The sequence below is a fragment of the Pseudoxanthomonas mexicana genome, assembly GCF_001556105.1.
Lineage (GTDB): Bacteria > Pseudomonadota > Gammaproteobacteria > Xanthomonadales > Xanthomonadaceae > Pseudoxanthomonas_A > Pseudoxanthomonas_A mexicana_A.
In genome coordinates, this window is record NZ_LSIF01000055.1 from 77,743 (window position 1) to 97,268 (window position 19,526).

Sequence of the window (19,526 nt, forward strand, 5' to 3'; positions counted from 1 at the left end):
GCGTGTGGCCCGCGTGGCGTCGGCATCACGGGCCGTTGGGCGCGGTGCGGCGGGCGCTCGTGGACGTTGCGGCATCGCGGGCGTCGGGTGCCTGCGGGGAAGGGCGCCCATGGCGTCTTCTACGGGTGACGCCGCCGCCCGAGGCGGACCTGGTCAACGTGGGCGTGTTCTGGCCGCCAACCGGGGGCCGCCGACGGCGTCTGGGCAGATCGCTCCGTATGCCTCGTCCGAAGACATGGCGCTGCAGGCTTCCAAGCAGGTGAATCGCGGGCCACTTCTGGAAGATCCTGCCGCCGCCGTGATGCGGCCGGCGGCAGGCTGACCTCCGTCACGGCAGCGTGTAGGTCACCGAGAGCCTGGCGGTCGCACCACGGTCGATCCACAGGTAGTTCGTCGCCGTCTGGTTGGCGCTGAATCGCAAGCGCAGCTGGGTGCGTCCGCTGCGGTTGATCGCGGTGCGGCCGGCCGTGTCGAACACGGTGCTGGTCTGGTTGCCGCCGGTGAAGGCGGGCACCTGCGCACTGCCGGATGACGTGGTGGCCGCCGACCAGTCCGCTGCCTCGACGGTGCAGGCACCGAAACAGCCGTTGCGCACATCGACGACCATCGTATTGCCTGCCGGACTGTTCCACGGATCGCCGCTGGCGCTGCGGTAGGCGACGGTCAGCACCGCCGACGTCACCACTGCGTTGTCCGGCAGCGACGCGGTGTCGAACGACAGCACCGCGCGGTTGTAGTTGCCGTCGGTGCCACGTCCGATCGCCAGGCCGTAGTACGCCTCCAGCGTGCCGACTGCGGCGCTGCCGCCGGCGGCGGTGGCCTTGATGTAGCCATCGTTGGTGTCTTCGTTGTTGAACACCACGGTGACCGGCGAGCCGCCGCTGCTGCCGCCCGTCACGGTGACATTGACCGGTGCCGACGTGCCGGTGTTGCCGGCCAGGTCGACAGCACGCGCCGACAGCACATGCGCGCCATTGCCGGTGCCGCTGCTGTTCCAGGCCAGCGTGTACGGCGCACTGGCATCGCTGCCGAGCAGCGCGCCGTCGAGCAGGAAGTCCACGCGCGCCACGCCGACATCATCGCTGGCCGTGGCCGACAGCGTGAGCGTGCCGCTGACGGTGGCACCGTTCGCCGGCGAGGTCAGCGTCGCGGTCGGCGCCACGCCGTCCAGGTTGTCCAGGCCGAAGAAGCGGGCGATGTAGTAACTGGAGCAGATATTGACGTCGAGGATGTAGGCGCCGGCGGTGCCGCACTGGGTTTCGCCGGTACCGGGATCGACCGGCGTGCCGTGGCCCATGCCGGTGACGACGTAGGTTTCCAGCTTCGCGACGCCGCTGGCGTTCTTGTAGACCTTGTGCGGATATCCGCTGACGGTGTCGCTGACGTCGGCGACCGTGTCGATGCCGTGCACATCGGCCCACTGTTCCAGGCTCTCGGTGAAATTGGCGGGGCGCACGGTGTAGTCGGCGTCGCCGTGCCAGATCGAGACGATGGGCCATGGACCGGTCCAGTTGCTGGCCGCGCGGACCTTCGCACCCCATTGGGCCGGCGTGAGGTCGCTGCCGGGATTCATGCAGCTGAAAGCGGCGGTCTGCGTGGTCGCGCAGCGGTAGGGAATGCCGGCCACGATGGCGCCACCGGCGAACACGTCCGGATAGGTCGCCAGCATCACCGAGGTCATCGCACCGCCCGCGGACAGGCCGGTGACGTAGACGCGGGCGGGATCGATGCCGTGGTCCGCGACCATGCGGTCGACCATCTGCTTGATCGACAGTGGCTCGCCCTGTCCGCGCGTGGTGTCGGCGGTCTCGAACCAGGTGAAGCAGCGACTGCTGTTGTTGGCGGTCTGCTGCTCCGGCAGCAGCAGCGCGAAGCCGAAGCGGTTGGCCAGCAATTCCCAGCCGGTCTCGGCGTCGTAGTTGGCGGCGGACTGCGCACAGCCGTGCAGTGCGACCACCAACGGCGCGTTCGCCGGCAAGCCCGCAGGCACGACCTTGTACATCTTCAGGTTGCCGGGATTGCCGCCGAAGCCGGTGACTTCGGTCAGCGCCAGCACGTGGCCGCTGGCGAACAGGCAGGACAGGACGAGCAGGGCGCCGATGCGGCGGAGACGGTGACGCAGGGCAGGACACGACAGCAGGGCAGTGATCGACATCGACGGCACCTCCGGTGTGAAGTGGCGGCAGTGGGCCACAGCGCATGCCGGCGGGGCATTGGCCAAAGGGGAAAGCTGCGATGCAGCATTCGCCGACGGTGACGCAGGTTGTTGGTGGCAGGGGGGCTTACCGGCGCTCAGCGGCGCATGCCGGTCACACCATCGAGTGCCCGCTGTGCCTTGAAGCCTGCTTTCTCCAGGCGTTTGGTGACCTCGCCGGGCACGTCACGGCCGCTGGTCAGCTTGTTGGGGCTGCCGGTGTAGTGGAACAGCGTGCCGCCACGGCGCAGCACGCGTGCGAGCTGGTCGTAGAAGGTCTGCGAATACAGTTCGCCGGCGATGCCGAAGCGCGGTGGATCGTGCAGCAGCGCGTCGATGGACGCGTCCGCCACCTGCGCAATGGCCTGCGAGACGTCGGCGTGGGTGAGTTGCAGGCGACCGCCGGCTTCGGCGCTGTCCGGATCGGGCGACCACGGATTCAGCGTGCGCAGCCACAGCACGTCGGCGTTCTTCTCGAACGAGAGGATGCGCGCGGCGCCAGCGTCGAGACAGCACGCGGCGAAATAGCCCAGCCCGCCGCAGGTATCCAGCACGGTCTTCCCGCGCGGTTCGACCAGCGCGACCTTCCGCTTCGCGTCGTCGAGCGGGGATTCCTTCGACGTCGGCAGCATCTTGATGCCATCGATCTCGAACGTCGGCACGCCCCATTCGGTCGGCACCAGCTTGATCAGCGATCCGGCATAGCGCGAGACCGGTTCGAAGTCCTCGCCGTCCCACCAGTACAGCGTGCGCTCCTTGAGTTTTCCGGGATACGGGTACGCCACGTGGTCCCATTCCCAACGATCCGCATGCAGCGATGCCGTGCCCTGCGAACGGCCGAGGTCGAGCGAACCGGTCCACTCGCCTTCGCCACGGTCACGGGCAGCGAGCAGGGCATGGGCGGAGTCGCGTGTCAGCAAAGGGGCGGTGTAGCGGGGCATCGGACCGTCTTGCGCAGGAAGCAGGCGCACATTTTCGCCGCGATGGCGCGTGGAAGACAGTGCGGCAGGCACCACGGGCCCCGCTGGTATAGTGCGGACCCCTTGATCCGCACGCCGCCATTGCCATGAATACGCCAGAGCGCTTCCATCCCATCGGTATTCCCGGCCAGCCCTGGGGCGCGTCGGAGAAGGCACAGTGGCGGGCGCAGCAGCGCGTGCAGCGCCGTTACGTGGACGACGTGCAGGCCACGGTCGATGCCCTGCGCGAGCGGTTCGACGTCGAACAGTATGGCCAGCTCGACTACGGCCCCGGCGAGACCTATCCCCTGTATGCCGTACGCAGTCGCGACTGGAACGGTGCGCTGCCGACGATGCTGGTGACCGGCGGCGTGCATGGCTACGAAACCAGCGGCGTGCATGGCGCGTTGCAGTTCCTCGAACAGCGCGCCGGCGACTACGCGGGCAAGGCCAACCTGCTGGTGGTGCCGTGCGTCAGCCCGTGGGGGTACGAGCGCATCCACCGCTGGAACGCCGATGCGCTGGACCCGAACCGCTCGTTCCGCGCCGACAGCCCGGCGCAGGAATCCGCGGCGTTGATCGCGCTGGTCGTGCCGCTGAAGGACCGCGCGCTGATGCACATCGACCTGCACGAGACTACCGACAGCGACGAGAGCGAGTTCCGCCCGGCGCTGGCGGCGCGCGATGGCAAGCCGTACGAGCCGGGTGAGATTCCGGACGGCTTCTACCTGGTGGACGACAGCGAGCGCCGGCAGCCGGATTTCCAGCGGGCGGTGATCGCCGCCGTCGCCGCGGTCACGCATATCGCGCCGGCCGATGCGCAGGGCGAGATCATCGGCTCGCCGGTCGTCGCCGAAGGCGTGATCGAGTACCCGGTGAAGTCGCTGGGCCTGTGCACCGGCATCACCGAGGCGCGCTATACCACCATCACCGAAGTCTATCCGGACAGCCCCAAGGCCACGCCACAGCAGTGCAACGATGCGCAGGTGGCGGCGGTGGTGGCGGCGATCGACTACGCGCTGACGCACGCTTGAAGCAGGTCGCGGCAGGCCCTATCCCTGTTCGTGAACACCGGTGGGCGGCTGCGGCGTAAGCTGGGCCGGCGACCGTGATCCCCGAGAGGAGACGACCATGGCAACCGGATGGGCCGGCGATGGCGCCGTGCAGGACCAGATCGATGCGACCGTCAAGGACGGCATCGCGCGTGCACGCCGCGCGTTGCCCACAGGTCCCAGCCTGACCCACTGCGAAGAATGCGAAAAACCCATTCCCGTCGCCCGCCAGCAGGCCGTGCCGGGCGTGCGCCTGTGCGTGACCTGCCAAGAAGCCGCCGACCAGGAAGAACAGGGCGCCGGCCTGTACAACCGGCGCGGCAGCAAGGACAGCCAGCTGCGCTGACCGGCGCAGCACAGCAAGCGAGAAAAGCCCCGCGTCTGGCGGGCTTTCCGTGCACCGCATGATGTGGATTCTCAGCTCGCGCGCTTGAGTACCTGCTTGCGATCGCGCATCACGTTGTGGCACTCGCGCACGCTCGGCAGCAGCGCCTGGGCCTCGGCACGGGCGGCGGCCGGGGTGTCGTCGTCGCTGATGGTTTCGTTGAAGGCCTTCAGCAGGCGGTCTTCGGATTCCTCGAGCTCCGCGACGTAGCCGTACGTGGTGTCGCCCAGGGCGGCGCGGACCTTGCCGTAGAACTGCTGCATGCTGCCGACCATCGTGCCGTGCTCGGCGGGCGTGCCACCGGTAGCGGCGACGGCCGCGCTCAGGCGGGCCACGATGTCCTGCTTGACGCCGGCGATGCGCGTGAACAGCGATGCGAGTTCCGCGTCCTTCACCTTGCCGGCGGCTTCGGTGTAGAAGCCGTGGCCGTCGCGCGCGATCTCGATCAGGTCGTTGAGGCTGTGCTGGATCTTCTTCTGCGTGTTCATGTCGGTTCCTGGGCGTGGGCGAGGTGAGGCACCTCTCGTGCGGCCACCGTCTCGCATCCGCGATCAACACCGCGTGACCTTCAAGATGAAGCGTTCACCAAGATGGTGGCAGCGAGAAACGCGTGTAATGCCCGCGTGATGCGATGGTGAGTGCCGTGTCGTCGCGCATGCGATGAAGGCTAAAGATTCCACCGCCGCGGCCGCTAGCATGAGGTCGAACATGCGGATGAAGGCGGGTGTGCGTGCCGCTGCTTGCGAAAATGACCGGTTGGTGGAAGCGCGGGCCTGCCCGTGAGCCGGCAGTGCGCGTGCCCGTCGCGGCGATCGATGTCGGCCCGGTGGTCCGCATGGCCGGCACAGCCGTTTCGCGCGACTGGAGCGGACCGCTGTTGCGGATGGCCGGCGTGGACGCCACGACGCGACTGTCGGCCGAGCAAAGCGCCGCGCTGGTCGCGGCGACGAAGCGCGCGCTCGTACGCTTTGCGGATGATCCGCAGCGGCTGCCTCGCCGTCCGCAGCTGCTGCCGCAGTTGTTGAGCACGCTGAATGACGACGAGGCCTCGAGCCGCGACATCGCCGGCATCATCGCGCGCGATCCCGCGCTGGCCGCGAACCTGTTGAAGCTGGCCAACAGCGCCTTGTACCGCAGCCAGGCCGCCCCGGTGGACAGCCTGGACCGTGCCGTGGCGATGGTGGGGGTCGATGGCTTGCGCCACCTGGTCTCGGTGGCGTTGATGCAGCCGGTGATGCGCCTTGACGGGGGCGTCTTCGGCCGTCTGCCGGATCTGATCTGGGATCACACCCAGCGCACTGCGCTGCTCGCCTCTCAGGCTGCGCGACCCGCAGGTCGCGAGGACGTCTTCGCGGCGCAGTTGCTCTCCCTGTTGCAGGGATTGGGTGCCATCGTGGTCGTGCAGGTGCTGCGCGACACCTGCGCGCAGGCGGATGCGGGCCTGCCCGATGCCGACGCCATCGCGCGATTGCTGCGTCGCTGGTCGCCGCGCTTGGGTCGTGCCGTGGCGCGTGAATGGGCGCTGTCGGATCGCCTGATGCAGGCGTTGGACGACCAGGTGGTCGATGAGGTTGCCGCGATGAGCGCGCTCGGCCGTTGTTTGGCACTGGCCGCGCCAGCAGCAAGTGTTGCAATGGAGTCCGCGGACGTCGCCGACGCCGCCTGACGCGCGCGAACGCGATGGCGGTTTGTCTGCCAGTCAGGCAATCGACGTGTGTTTGACGCCGTCCTTATATCCGCTGCGGTATCCCTCTCCTCACTGCGATGACGAAGAGCGAGGCATGCCGATGACACTCGAATTGCGTTGCCAGTGCGGGAGCATCCACGGCAGGGTGAATCCGCGTCGCGCCTATGTGCGTGCAACCTGCTATTGCCGTGATTGCCAGGCGTACGCACGCCATCTGGGTCGCGGTGATGTCATGGATGGCCGTGGCGGCACCGACATCGTCGCAATGAACCCCGATGCCGTGACCTTTACTGCGGGCGAGGAGCACATCGCCGGGCTGTGCCTGCGCGAGGGCGGCCTGCTGCGTTGGTATGCGGCGTGTTGCCGCACACCATTGGCCAACACGCCGCACGATGGGGCCGTCGCCTACGTCGGCATCGTGGCGGCATGTCTTCACGATGCCGCCGATGTGGATGCGGTCTTCGGTCCGCCCGGGAGGATCGTGCTCAATGCCGAGTCCGCCAGCGGTGATGTACGCGGCACACCGCTGGCCTTGATGGCCGGAGGCTTGCGCATCGCGTGCGGCATCGCGATGGCGAAACTGCGCAGGCAGGCACCGTCCCTGTTCTTCGACGACGGTGGACAGCCGCATCGCACGGCGTATCCGCTGAGCCGGCAACAGCGGCAATCCGCGCGGCTCGAGCCTGCCTGATTGGCTCCCTTCAGGCGAGCCGGCGATCCGCGTGTGCGGCGAACAGCTGGTCGGCTTCCACGGGCTCGCCCATCAGGTAGCCCTGGTAGAGGTCGCAGCCGAGGCGGCGCAGATGATGCCGCTGCCCGGGCGTTTCCACGCCCTCCGCGACCACATTCAGGTTGAGCGTTTTTCCCAGGGCGATGATGGAGGCGACGATCGCGACGTCTTCGTGGTTGGATTCCAGGTCGTGGACGAAGGCGCGGTCGATCTTCAGCTCGGACGCCGGCAACCGCTTCAGGTACAGCAGGCTGGAATACCCGGTGCCGAAGTCGTCGATGGAGATCCTCACGCCCATCCGGGTCAGCTCGTCGAGGATGTCCAGGCTCGCATCCGCATCGCGCATCGCGGTGGTTTCAGTGATCTCCAGCGTCAGGCAGGACGGCGGCAGGCCATGCCGCTCAAGCGTGCTGGCCACGGTCTCGATCAGCGACGGGGACGAGAACTGCAGCGGTGACAGGTTGATCGCGACATTGGCGATGTCATGGCCTGCCTCGCGCCAGGCGCGCATCTGGCGGCACGCTTCGTCGAGCACCCAGTCGCCCAGCGAAAGGATCACCCCGCTGCGCTCTGCGGCCGGAATGAATGCCCCCGGCGGCAGCAGGCCGAGTTCGGGATGCTGCCAGCGCAACAGGGCCTCGGCGCCCACCATCCGGTAGTCCGGGGCGGCGAACTTCGGCTGGTAGTGGAGGACCAGTTCGCCTCGCTCGACGGCGCGGCGCAGCTCGTTCAGCAGCTTGACCTGCTGGTGGGCGCTGATGTTCATCGATGGCGCGAAGAACGTATAGCCATTCCGGCCGTTGTCCTTGGTGTGGTACATCGCGGCGTCCGCATGCGCCATCAGCTCGCGCTCGCTGTCGCCATCGGACGGATACAGGGCGATGCCGATGCTGCCGGTGACGTGCAGGTCGACGCCCTGCACCGGCAGCGCGGTTGCGGATACGGTATCGACGATACGCTGCGCCACCATGGCGGCGCCTTCGGGTTCGGTGGTGGCGATGATCAGCACGAATTCGTCGCCACCCAGGCGGGCGAGGGTGTCCTGGCTGCGCAGCAGGCCGCGCACGCGCGCGGCGACGTCCACCAGCAGCGCATCGCCGGCCTGGTGGCCATAGGCGTCGTTGATGCCCTTGAAGCCGTCCAGGTCGAGGAACATGACCGCGAACTGTTCATGCTTGCGCCTGGCCTTCTCGATCGCCTGTTCGATGCGGTCCTGCAGCAGGATGCGGTTGGGCAGGCGCGTGAGCGGATCGTGAAGCGCCGCCTGCACCAGTTCTTCGTTGGCGCGCGCCAGCGAGTTCGCTAGGTGGTGCGTGCGCGCATGCATCTGCCGGTCCAGCACCGAGACGAGCAGCGCGATGCCCATGATGGCCACGGTCGCCACGACGACCAGGATCGCCAGCCACTGCGTGGGCACGCCACCATCGCGCGCGGCGCCGCACCAGCTGTCGGCAGGGAATTCGGCCGCCGCCATCCCGGTGTAGTGCATGCCGACGATCGCGAAGCCCATCACCACCGCGGCCAGCACGCGCAGCAGGTGCTTGCGGCGGCCGCCGCGGCGCAAATGGAAGGCGATCCACAGCGCGGCGCCGGAGGCGGCGACCGCGATGACGATGGAGAGCGTGAACCAGCCCGGGTGGTAGTCGATGCCGGGCTGCATCTGCAGCGCGGCCATGCCGATGTAGTGCATCAGCGCGATGCCGATGCCCATCAGTACGGCACCCAGCAGCAGGCGCTGCGACGGCAGCTGCGCCTGCGAGACCAGCCACAGGGCGAACGCCGACGAGCCGAACGCGGCCAGCATCGAGCACAGGGTGAGGCCGATGTCGTAGCCCAGCGGGATCGGCAGGTGGAACGCCAGCATGCCGACGAAGTGCATCGACCAGATGCCCAGCCCCATCGCGAACGCGCCGCCGGCGAGCCACCAGCGCGCCGCCGTGCCCTGCGTGGTGGCGACGCGGCCGGCCATGTCGAGGGCGGTGTACGACGCGAGGATGGCGACCAGCAGGGAGAAGAGAACGAGGATCTCGTTGTACGTGCCGGTCATGGGATGGTTCGTTGCCCAGGGCATGAGCGTATCGGTCATTACTATCGGCACCGCATCCCGCTTCTTGAATGGCCGGGGCCCGGCGCACGCAGCAGATCGGTCGTTCCAGCACCTTTGGCACAGTCGGCGGCGGGACCCCGCCGATATCCTTCCAGCACGCCCGCGCGCGATGCGCGCCTGTCCCGCTGTCGGAGAACCCTGTTGAAGAAGACCCTGCTGTCCGCCGCCACTCTGCTGGCCCTCGCCGCCGCCGCCCCGTTGGCGGCCCACGAAGACCACGGCTGCCTGGATGACGGCTGCACGCTGCAGTCGCTGTTCGCCGAATCCGGTACGGACGGCGCCACTGCCTCAGGCTCGACGATCGCCGCCAAGCGCTTCGGCACCTGGGGTATCGACACGGCCAGCATGGACCGCCAGGCCAAGCCGGGCTCCGATTTCTTCCGTTACGTCAGCGGCACGTGGGCCGACACCACGCAGATCCCGGCCGAGCGGTCGAGCTACGGCAACTTCGCGTTGCTGCGCGACCTGTCCGAGCTGCGCGTGCGTGGCGTGGTCGAAGGGTATGCGCTGGGCGACCCCGCCACCGGCGGCGATGCCCCCAAGATCGCGGCGTTGTACCGGGGCTTCATGGATGAGCAGGCCATCGATGCGCTCGGCGCCAAGCCGCTGCAGCCGGTGCTCGCGGGCATCCTCGCCGCGAAGGACCGGGATGCCGTGGCCACGCTGATGGGCCAGCGCGGTGGCTTCTACGACAGTTTCTTCAACCTCGGCGTCAGCGACGACCAGAAGGATCCCGACCGCTACACGCTGTACCTGAGCCAGGGCGGCCTGGGCCTGGGTGATCGCGAGATGTACCTGCGCGACAACTTCAAGCCGCAGCGCGAGCGCTACGAGGCCTACATCGCGCAGATACTGCAACTCGCCGGCTGGGCCAGGCCGCAGGAGAACGCCAAGGCGATCCTCGCGCTGGAAACCCGCATCGCCGACGCGCACTGGACGCGCGCGGAGAGCCGCAACCGCGACAAGACCTACAACCCGCTGGCGATGACGGCGTTCGCCACCACCTCGCCCGGCTTCCCGTGGGCATCGTTCTTCAAGGCGGCCGGCGTCGATGGCGCGGGCCGTGCGGTGATCCGCCAGGACAGCGCCATGCCGAAGATCGCCGCGATCTTCGCCGAGACCGACGTCGCCACGCTGCAGGCGTGGCAGGCCTTCCACGCCACCGACAATGCCGCGCCGCTGCTGTCGAAGGACTTTTCGGTGGCGCAGTACGAGTTCCGCGACAAGTTCCTGTCCGGCCAGCCGCAGCAGCGCGAGCGCTGGAAGCGCGGCGTGGCGTTCGCCGAATCGGCGATGGGCGAAGCGATCGGCCGTGACTACGTGACGCTGTACTTCCCGCCCGATGCGAAGGCGAAGATGGACGCGCTGGTCGCCAACGTGAAGGACGCCATGGGGGCGCGACTCGACACGCTCGCCTGGATGAGTCCGGCCACCAAGGCCGAGGCGCACGCCAAGCTGGCCGGGTTCGGCCTGAAGATCGGCCACCCCGACACGTACCGCGACTACAGCACGCTGGTGGTCAAGAACGGCGACCTGTTCGGCAACGCGCAGCGCGCCGCGCAGTTCGAGTGGAACTACCGCCGCGCCCGCATCGGCAAGCCGGTCGACAAGGCCGAGTGGGGCATGACCCCGCAGACGGTGAACGCGTACTACAACTCGGTGAAGAACGAGATCGTGTTCCCGGCTGCCATCCTGCAGCCGCCGTTCTTCGATCCCGATGCCGACCCCGCGGTGAACTACGGCGGCATCGGCGGCGTGATCGGCCACGAGATCATCCATGGCTTCGACGACCAGGGCCGCAAGTCCGACGGCGAGGGCGTGCTGCGCGACTGGTGGACGGCCGACGACGCGGCCAAGTTCGAAGTGCAGGCCGCCAAGCTCGGTGCGCAGTACGAGGCCTACACGTTCGCACCGTTGCCAGGCATGCATATCAACGGGCGCGTGGCGATGGGCGAGAACATCGGCGACCTCGGCGGCCTGACGATCGCGCTGGAGGCCTACCACCGTTCGCTGGCCGGCAAGCCCGCGCCGGTGATCGACGGCTTCACCGGCGACCAGCGCTTCTTCATGGGCTGGGGCCAGGTCTGGCGCACGCTGTGGCGCGACGACGCGCTGCGCCAGCAGCTCGTCAACGGCACCCATTCGCCGGGCCACATCCGCGCGTTCGCCCCGTTGCGCAACATGGACGCGTGGTACGACGCGTTCGGCATCAAGCAGGGCGATCCGCTGTACATCGCGCCGCAGGACCGCGTGCGGATCTGGTGATCCGCTGACCTGTACCTGCAGGCGTGCGTGCGCGCCTGCAGGATGCGGCGACGGCCGCAGGGTTGCATGGCGATGGCGTCGCGTCGATGATGCGGGGGTTGTTCCACGCGCGCGCGCCATGTCATCCCGCTCCGTTCCCACTCCGCAAGGCGACCTGTTCGGCGGCCCGCAACCGGGCCGGCTGCATCGGCTGTTCTTCGCGCTGGTGCCCTCGGCGGGCGAACGCGAGGGCCTGCGGCACCGCGCCGAAGACCTCAAGGCCGCCTTCCCGCAGGCGCGCTGGGTGAGCCCGGAGCGCTACCACCTGACCCTGCATTTCCTCGGCGAAAGCGATGGGCCGCGCGAGGACATGGTGCGCACGGCGTGCGATGCGATGCAGGGCTGGCAGCCGGAGCCGGTCGGCATCACCCTCGATCACCTGCTGTGCCTGGGCAATCCGAAGAATCCGGCATTGACGCTGGCGGCGCTGGCGCCATCGCCCGCCGTCGTCGCCTTCTGGCGCAACCTGCAGCAGCGCCTGCTGCGCGCCGGGTTCAAGCAGCACGTCGGGCGCAGCTTCGTCCCGCACCTGACCCTGGCCTACGTGCCGCCGCGCACCGCGCCGGTGGACGTGCCGCCGGTGGTGCTGCATCCGCAGGGCGTGCACCTGTTGCAGAGCATCGAGGGCGAAGCCGATTACGACCTGCTCGGCGAATGGCCACTGGGCTGACGCGGTTCAGTGCTGGAGTCGTCGCAGCGCATCCAGCTTTGCGTGGTAGAGCTGCCGGTTGCCGCCTTCACTGAGTTGTTCGGCGCGCGCGAGCGCCGCGCCGGCACGGCCCCGGTCGCCCAGCTGGAAGTAGACGCGCGCCAGGCCGAAGTGGAAGCGGTGCTCGTCCGGAAACAGCCTGATCGCCTGGCGATAGTCACGGACCGCCTGTTCGAGATCGCCTTCCCGCTCGTGCCTGACGCCTAGCAGGAAGTGGTGGAACGGGTCCTTCTTCTGCACCCGCTGCAGGCGGACCTGCAGCGCGGCCGCCGCGGCGGTGTTGCCGGTGCGCTGGTAATGCGCCGCCAGGTTGGACAGGGCGCCGGGGTGCTGCGGATCGAGCTGCAGCGCATGCAGGTAATGCTGCTCGGCCTGCACCGGATCGCCATGGCGCAAGTGCAGGACGCCGGTGTTGCTCCAGGTGACGGCGTAGCCAGGGTCCATCGCCTTTGCCACTTCCGCATACCGCAGTGCATCCTCAAGCCGGCCGGCTTCCAGCAGGTCGGCGGCGCGGTTGTTGTAGTAGTGCACCAGCAGGCGCTTGTCGCTGATCCTGCGTGGCGGCTTGCGCGCGATCACCTCGTCCCAAGCCACGTCCACCGTCAGCAGACGATCCTGGATGCGCACGCCGGCATTGACGTGGTTCGTGCGGTACAGCGTGTCCTGTTCCTGGCGCCAGGCGAGGGTCTCGTCGATCTGCTGGCCGTACGCCTGCAGGCCGGCCTCGCGCGCGAGTGCGATGGCCAGCAGGGTGAAGCTGAGGCAATTCGCCTTGCGGGTGGCGTAGGCCTCGGACACCGTGTGGTTGGCGTCGATGTCGTAGCTCATGCCCAGATCGTCGGGCGAGAACAGAAACTCGACCATCCGCCGCAGGCGCTGCTCGGATCCACGCGGGGTCGACAGTACCTTGGCATGGAACTGCTGCCGCAGCGGTTCGGGCAGCGCCATGACTTCGATCGGCGTGGGCGGCTGGGCGGCGGGAACCGGGGGCGCGACGGGCGCGGGCACCAGTCCGGCCACGGCCAGGGTAGCGGCCATCAGGGTGGCGATCATGGGGCGGCCCTCCCGACGGAGACGATGGCGGCAGTCTATGCGCTGTGGCGATGCAGCATGGACACAGGGCGGGGTTAGGATGTGCGCATGGACGCTTCCGCCCACCTGATCGCCTGTCCCCACTGCGCCGCGATGAATCGCGTGCCGGTGGAGCGGTTGGCGGAGGCGCCGCAGTGCGGGCGTTGCCGCGCGTCGCTGTTCACCGGCGCGCCGTTGGCGTTGGGCGAGGCGGACTTCGATCGGCACGCGTTGCGCAGCACGTTGCCGCTGCTGGTCGATTTCTGGGCGCCGTGGTGCGGCCCGTGCCTGCAGATGGCGCCGCATTTCGAGCGCGCGGCGGGCCTATTGGAGCCGCAGCTGCGCTTGGCCAAGGTGGACACCGACGCCAGCCCCAGCCTCGGCAACCGCTTCGGTATCCGCAGCATCCCGACGATGGTGCTGCTGCAGGGCGGCCGCGAGATTGCCCGGCAGAGCGGGGCGATGCAGGCGGAGGGGATCGTGCGGTGGGCGAGGGGGCGGTAGTTCGCAAGGCTCCAACCGACTCCGATGTTTGGGATTGGATACGGCTGCCATGTTCTGCGGGCGGGTGATGTGTTACTCATTACCCACCAAGCCGAGGTTCGTTCGCCCGATGCCAAAGATCAAGGATCTGATCGAGACTGAAAGATTTCTGCTTCGGAGAATCGAGCCAGAAGACGAGGCGCTGTATGTGGCCATCCATACGGACGCTGGAATAATGCGAAATGCTGGCGGCGCAGTTGAAGAGAGCATTGCTAGAGCCGCCTTTGACAGGCTGCTGAAGTACGCGGAGTTGCCCGATCTAAAGCAGCACGCGTGGGTGATCAGCTCAAGGGTGGAACCGCCGAATCAGTCGATAGGAGTCGCGGCCATGACCGCGCACGGCGCCGACGTAGAGCTAGGCATCATGGTCCTGGAAGCGTGGCAGAGCCTTAAGGTCGCTCAAGAAGTCCTGGCCGAGCTGACAAGGCATGCATTCGGTGCGCATGATGCGCAACGTGTCTTCGCACGCCACCTCGCCGACAACTTGGCCGGTGCCGGAGTGATGAAGAGACTTAGCTTTGAATTGATGCCGGACGTTCCTGGTTCCGACAAATATGTTGGTTGGGTGATGAGGCGGCAGGATTCTTCCGCGCTTGATGGCCGATCTGGCTTTGACGTGCTTTAACCAACATCGTGACGTTTGATGTGGAAGGTTGGCATATTCGAGATCGATGCTGCTTTCTGCATCAAGGCGTAGTGAAGTAAGGTAATTCCATTCTTTAAAAAGGAGTTTTCTATGCTGGAAGTCGTAGATGTCCTGGAGCGCCTTGGTGGGGATGCATCCTCTTCCGCGCTTGATGCGGTGGGTTATGAGCAGATGATTCGTGCTTATGATTTGCCTGACAAGCACCTCAGTGCGCTGCTCGCGCGCGATGCTCGGGCCCTGAGTAGCGAGCTTGGTGGGCGAGAGGCCATGAACTGCATGATTTTGGTGCCAGACGAAGAGGGTTAAAGGTTTATTTATAGTTGGACTTCCGTTGTCGATCCATCCGAGAGGATGGATCGACTTAGGAGCCGGTTAGCATCTTTCCAATGGCTGTTTCGGCATTGTGTGAGTGCAGGCGCAGTTGAAGTCTGTGCCGAGAAGAACGTGGTAGCCTTCAGAGGGGAATTCATTTCGCAAGCGCGAGTGAAATATGTCTTCAAGAATGCGGCCGGAAGCCAAAGAAATCCGTTTGCGCCTCCTCGATGGCCGCGACAGGGCTCTATATTTGTTTGCCTTTACCGATAAATCGATGATGCGGTTCGTTGGCGAGCCCGTCGGTGATGAGCGAGCGGAGAAGGCTTTCTCGCGTGCGTGCGCCTCCAATTTGATGCAAAACTTGAAGGCTCGCACTTGGGTTGTCGAAGTCGGTCCATCAGGTGATGCTGCAGGTCTTCTGAGCATTTCCGTTAAAGGCGCTTCCGCTGAGATCGGTGGCATGATTCTGCCTCGCTGGCAGGGCCTGGGTATCTCGGGAGCTGTATTCCCATTAGGTATTGCGGAAGCGTTTTCTTTTAGTGAGATTGATGAGATGGTGATCAGATTCAGTAGCCAGAATGGCCTCGCAGCGGGGCTGATGCCAAAGATCGGATTCTTGCGAACTGCGGAGAGTCACCCTGATGATGGACTGGAACGTTGGGTTCTGCGTCGGGATGAGTGGGAGCGATGGAGCGTTACGAAGAGAAGTGCTAATTCCCGTCAATAAAAGGAGCTGTTTAATGTCGAGCGCGATTGAATTTCTGGAGAAAGCTGGGGCAAGTGCGCTGTTCGGTTCTTTCTCCGAGCGCGAGTATCAGGCGATGGTAGCTAGCTTGGATGTCGATGCTTCTCATCGACGGTCGTTGCAAACGAAAGATGCGAGTGGACTTGCTCTCAGTCTCTGCGGTCGTGATCAGATGATTTGCATGATCGCGATTCCTGAGGAAGATGATCTTGACTCTGAAGATCGTGACTGATTGATTGGTGCGCTCGAGGCTTGTGTTAGGCGGGCCTCGGGCGCTTTATGGTGTTTGGTGGCTGATAGCGCGAAGCTGGCTACACAGTAGTCCGACATTTAATTTTTCGTGAGGGACAAATGGGGAGTTTGGTTTGCGTTGGCACCGGCATGATGTTGGGTGCCCATATCGGTCCGCGTGCACGCAGTCATATTGAGAAGGCGGATGTGGTGTTTGTCGCTGTCTCGGATCCACTGGTGGAGCTGTGGGTCCAGGGAATGAACAAGGATGTCCGCAGCCTTCAGCCATTCTATGAAGAGGGGAAGCCCAGGACCGAGACCTACCGTCAGATGGTTGCTGCGATGATGGATGAGGTGCGAGCCGGTCGACGGGTATGCGGCGCGTTCTACGGTCATCCGGGTGTCTTCGCGCTCGTTCCGCATAGGGCGATTGACCTGGCAAGGCAAGAGGGATACGAGGCCGTCATGGAGGCTGGAGTGTCGGCCGAAGATTGCCTTTACGCCGATCTTGGCATCGATCCTGGCACGTTCGGATGCCAGCACTACGAGGCCAGCCAGTTCATGTTCTACAAGCGGAAGATCGATCTTTCCGCATACCTTATCCTTTGGCAGATCGGTGTAGCAGGTGACAGGACGCTGGCGAGATTCTCGACGGGAGCGGCATTCCGTGAGGTGCTTGTGGATCTGCTGGCGGAAGAAGGCTATCCGACTTCGCATGAAGTGATCGCGTACGAAGCAGCGACGCTTGCCATATCCGAGCCGCGAATGGATCGATTGCCCTTGGCCGATCTGCCGTCCGCAGAGTTGCGGCTGAGTACTACGCTAGTAATTCCGCCGGCGCGCCCGCTTGAGCGGAATGAATTGGTGCTCCAACGACTGGCGAGCTTGCCGACTGAAGTTTAGTCGTCTGACGTTGGAGATTTGATCGTGGCGCCGCCGCCGTCGGGAATACCGCATCTTTACTCGTCTAAGCTCTATCTTCGTCCTCTGATTGCATTAGACGAAGCGAGGTACGTGTCATTGTTCACGGATCCGGAAATCATGGAGCATGTTGGTTCCCCGATGGGGAAAATTGACGCCGCTTCAGCGTTCTCTGCGACGTTGGGCATGATGTCCAAGTCGCCGCCCGACGCTTGGCTCTGGATTGCGTGCGATCGTACGGGTGGTCAAGAGGTTGGATTGTTCGGGTTGGTCATGCGGGAGGGCCGCTACGAGATCGGCGCGATGGTCCTGGAGGAGCACCAGGGTCGGGGTTTCGCTTATGAAGCACTGTCGTGCGTGCGTGACTTCGGTTTTGCGCAGTTGAGATTGGCGGCTCAGTTCGGTCGTCAGCTGGCATCCAATCGACGATCTGTCGGGTTGATGCTCAAGCTGGGGTTCGAGCAGGTTCCAGATGGACCTCGCAGCGTCCATTGGCAGCTGGATCGCGCCGTTTGGGCCTCACGGCTCCGTTAAGGGTGCCCTGAGCTGTTGGGATTGGTGCCCCCGGTGGGGCCGAGGCAGGTCTTCCCGCTTTCCCTTGGGTGGCAGTCCAGGTCAATGGGCAGAATCACGCGGGGTAGTGATCCATGCGGAAACCCGCTATCTTCAGCACGGGGATAGGTAGGGGGTAAGCATTGCCCGCCTCGGCTCTGGCGGCCTTGGGGCTGTCGCCTGGAGGCGATGGATGACCCGACGAATGGCTGTTTTCTAGACGTGCTCTATTGGGGAAGATATGTCGGATCATATGGTGAAGTGTCTTGAGGGCATGGGGAGCGACGCATCGGTGTCATTCCTCACCCATGAGCAGTATGTGGTTATGGTGGGGGCGATGGAGCTCTCGGAGCCTGAGCAGTCAGCACTGCTCGGTCGTGACGTCCAGCGCATCAATGATCTACTCGGGGGTCGACCGCAGATGGTCTGCGCCATTTTCGCGCCCGAGGAAAGCCCGCTCAAGGAAGGAGAAGATGGAGATGGGCAGCAAGATGGCGAAGATCTTCCGAACGAGGATGCGCCGCTCAACTGAGTCCTTTGGCAGGGGCATAAGGCGAGCCGTCGTCCAGGCATGGACGGCGGTTCTGTTTGTGTCCGTTATGCAGGCCAGTCCTGTCGCCTTCGCTGCTGGACCGGAGCGGGTGAGTGAATTGCTGGAGAAGGCTGAGGAGCTGCGGAGTTCCGATGCTTTGGCTTTCAGGCGATTCTTGCGAGAGGCAAATGAGTCGCGCACTGAGGCCACCGAGGCTCAGCGTGAGCAGATGGACTATTTGAATGCTTACGCACTCAATACGTCCGGTCGTTTCGCTGATGCAATCGCGGCCACGAAGAGTCTGCTGGCCACAACGACGGACAAGAACCTGCGGGTACGCGCGAGCGCGCTGCTCGTCAATAGTTATGGTGCTACCAGGCAGTTCGCCGAGGGTCTACGTCAGCTTGAGCGAACGCTGGAATGGTTGCCCGAAAGCAACGATCCTCGCATGCATGTGCATGCGATGGTATCGGCCAGCATTCTCTACAATCTGATCGGCCAGTATCAGCATGGCCTTGATTACGCCCTCAAGCTGCAACAGCAAACCTTAAGTGAGCGCGAGCAGTGTTTTGCGCGGTACACAGAGGCTGAAGCTAAATTTTTCTTGGGCAAGTCGACTGATAGTGCCGACATTGCTGCAGTGGTGGAGTTCTGTGCGTCGATCCGTGAGGCAATCCTATCCAATCTGGGGCGGCAGCTGTTGGCCCGTCAGCTGGCGGATAACGGACAACGTAAGAATGCCATCTCGCTGCTGCAGAACCATCTCGCAGACGCTGAGGCCACGCGTTACCCGCGTTTGATCGGCGAAACCCATGCATTGCTCGCGCAATACATGCTCGAAGAAGAGAGCTTTGCCGGGGCGGAGCAGCATGCGACAGCCGCTGTAGCGTATTCGACCGATATCGCTTACTCGCAGCCTCTGGTGACGGCTTACCATACGCTTTATGAGTTGGCGCAGCGAAAGGGCGATCCGCAGTCCGCTCTTAACTATTTCAGGAAGTACGCGGAAGCCGACAAGGCCTATCTCAATGAGATCAAGGCGCGAGAGCTGGCTTACCAGATCGTTCGCCAGGAAACTTTGCAGAAATCTCAGCAGATCAGTGTCCTGGATCAGGAAAACCAGGTGCTCCAGCTACAGCGCCAAGTAGACAAGGCGGCACAGGACAACAACCGCCTGATCGTCATCCTACTGGTGCTGCTGGTCGCCTCGATAGGCTATTGGGCGTTCAAGATCAAGCGTGTGCAGCTGTCGCTGAAGAAGATGGCCGAGACCGATGCCCTGACCGGCATCTGCAACCGCCACCACTTCACCATCCGCGCCGAGCGCGCGCTGGCCGAGTGCGCCCGCAATGGCGAACAGGCCTCGCTGATCATGTTCGACCTGGACCACTTCAAGAACATCAACGACCGCTTCGGCCACGGCACCGGCGACTGGGCGCTGAAGGAAGTCGCCGAGGCGAGCCAGGGGTTCTGCCGTCGCATCGACGTGCTGGGCCGCCTCGGCGGCGAAGAGTTCGCCATCCTGATGTACGGCTGCGACCTGCGCGCCGCCGCCCGTGTCGCTGAAGACTGCCGCGTGCGCCTGGCCCAGATTGAAACCCGCGACACCGGCCACGTCTTCGCCATCACCGGCAGCTTTGGCGTGACCTCAAGCCAGCACTCCGGTTACAGCCTGGCGAAGCTGCTTTCGCACGCCGACAAGCAGCTCTACCGCGCCAAGCACAATGGCCGTAACCGTGTGTGCGTTGTCGAGACAGAGCAGGACGCCGCCCGCGTGGCCAGCAACGTGCTGGAGATGCCGCACCGCGACCGCGCCGAGCACCTCGGCGCCTGAGGGGCCGGA

The 19,526-nt window shown here is 65.1% G+C and carries 20 protein-coding genes; 15 read left to right on the plus strand and 5 right to left on the minus strand.

The features are described 5' to 3' along the window. Positions 1-328 precede the first annotated feature (328 nt). Positions 329-2,155 carry an extracellular catalytic domain type 1 short-chain-length polyhydroxyalkanoate depolymerase gene (locus AX730_RS09335; RefSeq protein WP_062355236.1) on the minus strand — a complete coding sequence of 609 codons (1,827 nt, stop codon included), beginning with the start codon at positions 2,153-2,155 and terminating at the stop codon, positions 329-331. A 137-nt stretch (positions 2,156-2,292) separates the two neighbouring features. Beyond that, positions 2,293-3,135 carry a class I SAM-dependent methyltransferase gene (locus AX730_RS09340; protein WP_062355401.1) on the minus strand — a complete coding sequence of 281 codons (843 nt, stop codon included), beginning with the start codon at positions 3,133-3,135 and terminating at the stop codon, positions 2,293-2,295. Positions 3,136-3,260: 125 nt separating this feature from the next. Between AX730_RS09340 and AX730_RS09345 the strand changes: the two genes are divergently transcribed. Next, positions 3,261-4,187 carry a M14 family metallopeptidase gene (locus AX730_RS09345; protein WP_062355240.1) on the plus strand — a complete coding sequence of 309 codons (927 nt, stop codon included), beginning with the start codon at positions 3,261-3,263 and terminating at the stop codon, positions 4,185-4,187. Between the two features lie 97 nt (positions 4,188-4,284). Further along, positions 4,285-4,551, plus strand: a complete 267-nt coding sequence (locus tag AX730_RS09350; RefSeq protein ID WP_062355243.1) for a DksA/TraR family C4-type zinc finger protein — start codon at positions 4,285-4,287, stop codon at positions 4,549-4,551. 71 nt (positions 4,552-4,622) lie between these two features. Here the strand turns inward: AX730_RS09350 and AX730_RS09355 are convergent, their stop codons facing one another. Further along, the gene (locus AX730_RS09355; RefSeq protein ID WP_062355245.1) at positions 4,623-5,078 is read right to left on the minus strand and encodes a PA2169 family four-helix-bundle protein; all 456 of its coding nucleotides are present in this window, start codon (positions 5,076-5,078) and stop codon (positions 4,623-4,625) included. Positions 5,079-5,338: 260 nt separating this feature from the next. Here AX730_RS09355 and AX730_RS09360 point away from each other — a divergent pair, with 260 nt between their 5' ends. Then, positions 5,339-6,256, plus strand: coding sequence for an HDOD domain-containing protein (locus tag AX730_RS09360; protein WP_157074179.1), 918 nt, complete (start codon positions 5,339-5,341; stop codon positions 6,254-6,256). Between the two features lie 121 nt (positions 6,257-6,377). Then, complete coding sequence (locus AX730_RS09365) at positions 6,378-6,968, plus strand: DUF6151 family protein (protein WP_269746990.1); 591 nt, start codon at positions 6,378-6,380, stop codon at positions 6,966-6,968. A 10-nt stretch (positions 6,969-6,978) separates the two neighbouring features. On the opposite strand, the gene AX730_RS09370 is transcribed toward AX730_RS09365, so the two are convergent. After that, positions 6,979-9,054 (minus strand): putative bifunctional diguanylate cyclase/phosphodiesterase, encoded by a 2,076-nt coding sequence (locus AX730_RS09370; RefSeq protein ID WP_062355407.1) that lies wholly within the window; start codon positions 9,052-9,054, stop codon positions 6,979-6,981. 201 nt (positions 9,055-9,255) lie between these two features. On the opposite strand from AX730_RS09370, the gene AX730_RS09375 reads away from it, so the two are divergent. Beyond that, entirely contained in the window at positions 9,256-11,379 is a 2,124-nt protein-coding gene (locus AX730_RS09375) for a M13 family metallopeptidase (RefSeq protein WP_062355251.1), read from the plus strand. Between the two features lie 118 nt (positions 11,380-11,497). Beyond that, a complete protein-coding gene (gene thpR / locus AX730_RS09380; protein WP_062355254.1) occupies positions 11,498-12,088 on the plus strand; it encodes an RNA 2',3'-cyclic phosphodiesterase in 591 nt (196 codons plus the stop codon). Positions 12,089-12,094: 6 nt separating this feature from the next. Here the strand turns inward: thpR and AX730_RS09385 are convergent, their stop codons facing one another. Next, positions 12,095-13,180, minus strand: a complete 1,086-nt coding sequence (locus AX730_RS09385) for a tetratricopeptide repeat protein (RefSeq protein ID WP_062355256.1) — start codon at positions 13,178-13,180, stop codon at positions 12,095-12,097. An 87-nt stretch (positions 13,181-13,267) separates the two neighbouring features. Here AX730_RS09385 and trxC point away from each other — a divergent pair, with 87 nt between their 5' ends. From trxC to AX730_RS18465, 9 genes are all read left to right on the plus strand, one after another. Next, positions 13,268-13,702 (plus strand): thioredoxin TrxC, encoded by a 435-nt coding sequence (trxC, locus tag AX730_RS09390; RefSeq protein WP_062355259.1) that lies wholly within the window; start codon positions 13,268-13,270, stop codon positions 13,700-13,702. Between the two features lie 109 nt (positions 13,703-13,811). Beyond that, a complete protein-coding gene (locus AX730_RS09395) occupies positions 13,812-14,366 on the plus strand; it encodes a GNAT family N-acetyltransferase (RefSeq protein ID WP_062355262.1) in 555 nt (184 codons plus the stop codon). A 111-nt stretch (positions 14,367-14,477) separates the two neighbouring features. After that, entirely contained in the window at positions 14,478-14,693 is a 216-nt protein-coding gene (locus AX730_RS09400; RefSeq protein WP_062355265.1) for a hypothetical protein, read from the plus strand. Positions 14,694-14,877: 184 nt separating this feature from the next. After that, positions 14,878-15,429 carry a GNAT family N-acetyltransferase gene (locus AX730_RS18460; RefSeq protein WP_083537825.1) on the plus strand — a complete coding sequence of 184 codons (552 nt, stop codon included), beginning with the start codon at positions 14,878-14,880 and terminating at the stop codon, positions 15,427-15,429. 13 nt (positions 15,430-15,442) lie between these two features. Then, the gene (locus tag AX730_RS18860) at positions 15,443-15,679 is read left to right on the plus strand and encodes a hypothetical protein (protein WP_157074183.1); all 237 of its coding nucleotides are present in this window, start codon (positions 15,443-15,445) and stop codon (positions 15,677-15,679) included. A gap of 119 nt (positions 15,680-15,798) precedes the next feature. Further along, the gene (locus tag AX730_RS09405; RefSeq protein WP_062355268.1) at positions 15,799-16,581 is read left to right on the plus strand and encodes an SAM-dependent methyltransferase; all 783 of its coding nucleotides are present in this window, start codon (positions 15,799-15,801) and stop codon (positions 16,579-16,581) included. Between the two features lie 24 nt (positions 16,582-16,605). Next, positions 16,606-17,133 carry a GNAT family N-acetyltransferase gene (locus AX730_RS09410; protein ID WP_198147117.1) on the plus strand — a complete coding sequence of 176 codons (528 nt, stop codon included), beginning with the start codon at positions 16,606-16,608 and terminating at the stop codon, positions 17,131-17,133. 310 nt (positions 17,134-17,443) lie between these two features. Further along, positions 17,444-17,683, plus strand: coding sequence for a hypothetical protein (locus AX730_RS19135; protein WP_198147119.1), 240 nt, complete (start codon positions 17,444-17,446; stop codon positions 17,681-17,683). Beyond that, positions 17,631-19,517 carry a sensor domain-containing diguanylate cyclase gene (locus tag AX730_RS18465; protein WP_198147121.1) on the plus strand — a complete coding sequence of 629 codons (1,887 nt, stop codon included), beginning with the start codon at positions 17,631-17,633 and terminating at the stop codon, positions 19,515-19,517. The genes AX730_RS19135 and AX730_RS18465 overlap by 53 nt, the downstream gene beginning before the upstream one ends. The last annotated feature ends 9 nt before the right edge of the window (positions 19,518-19,526 follow it).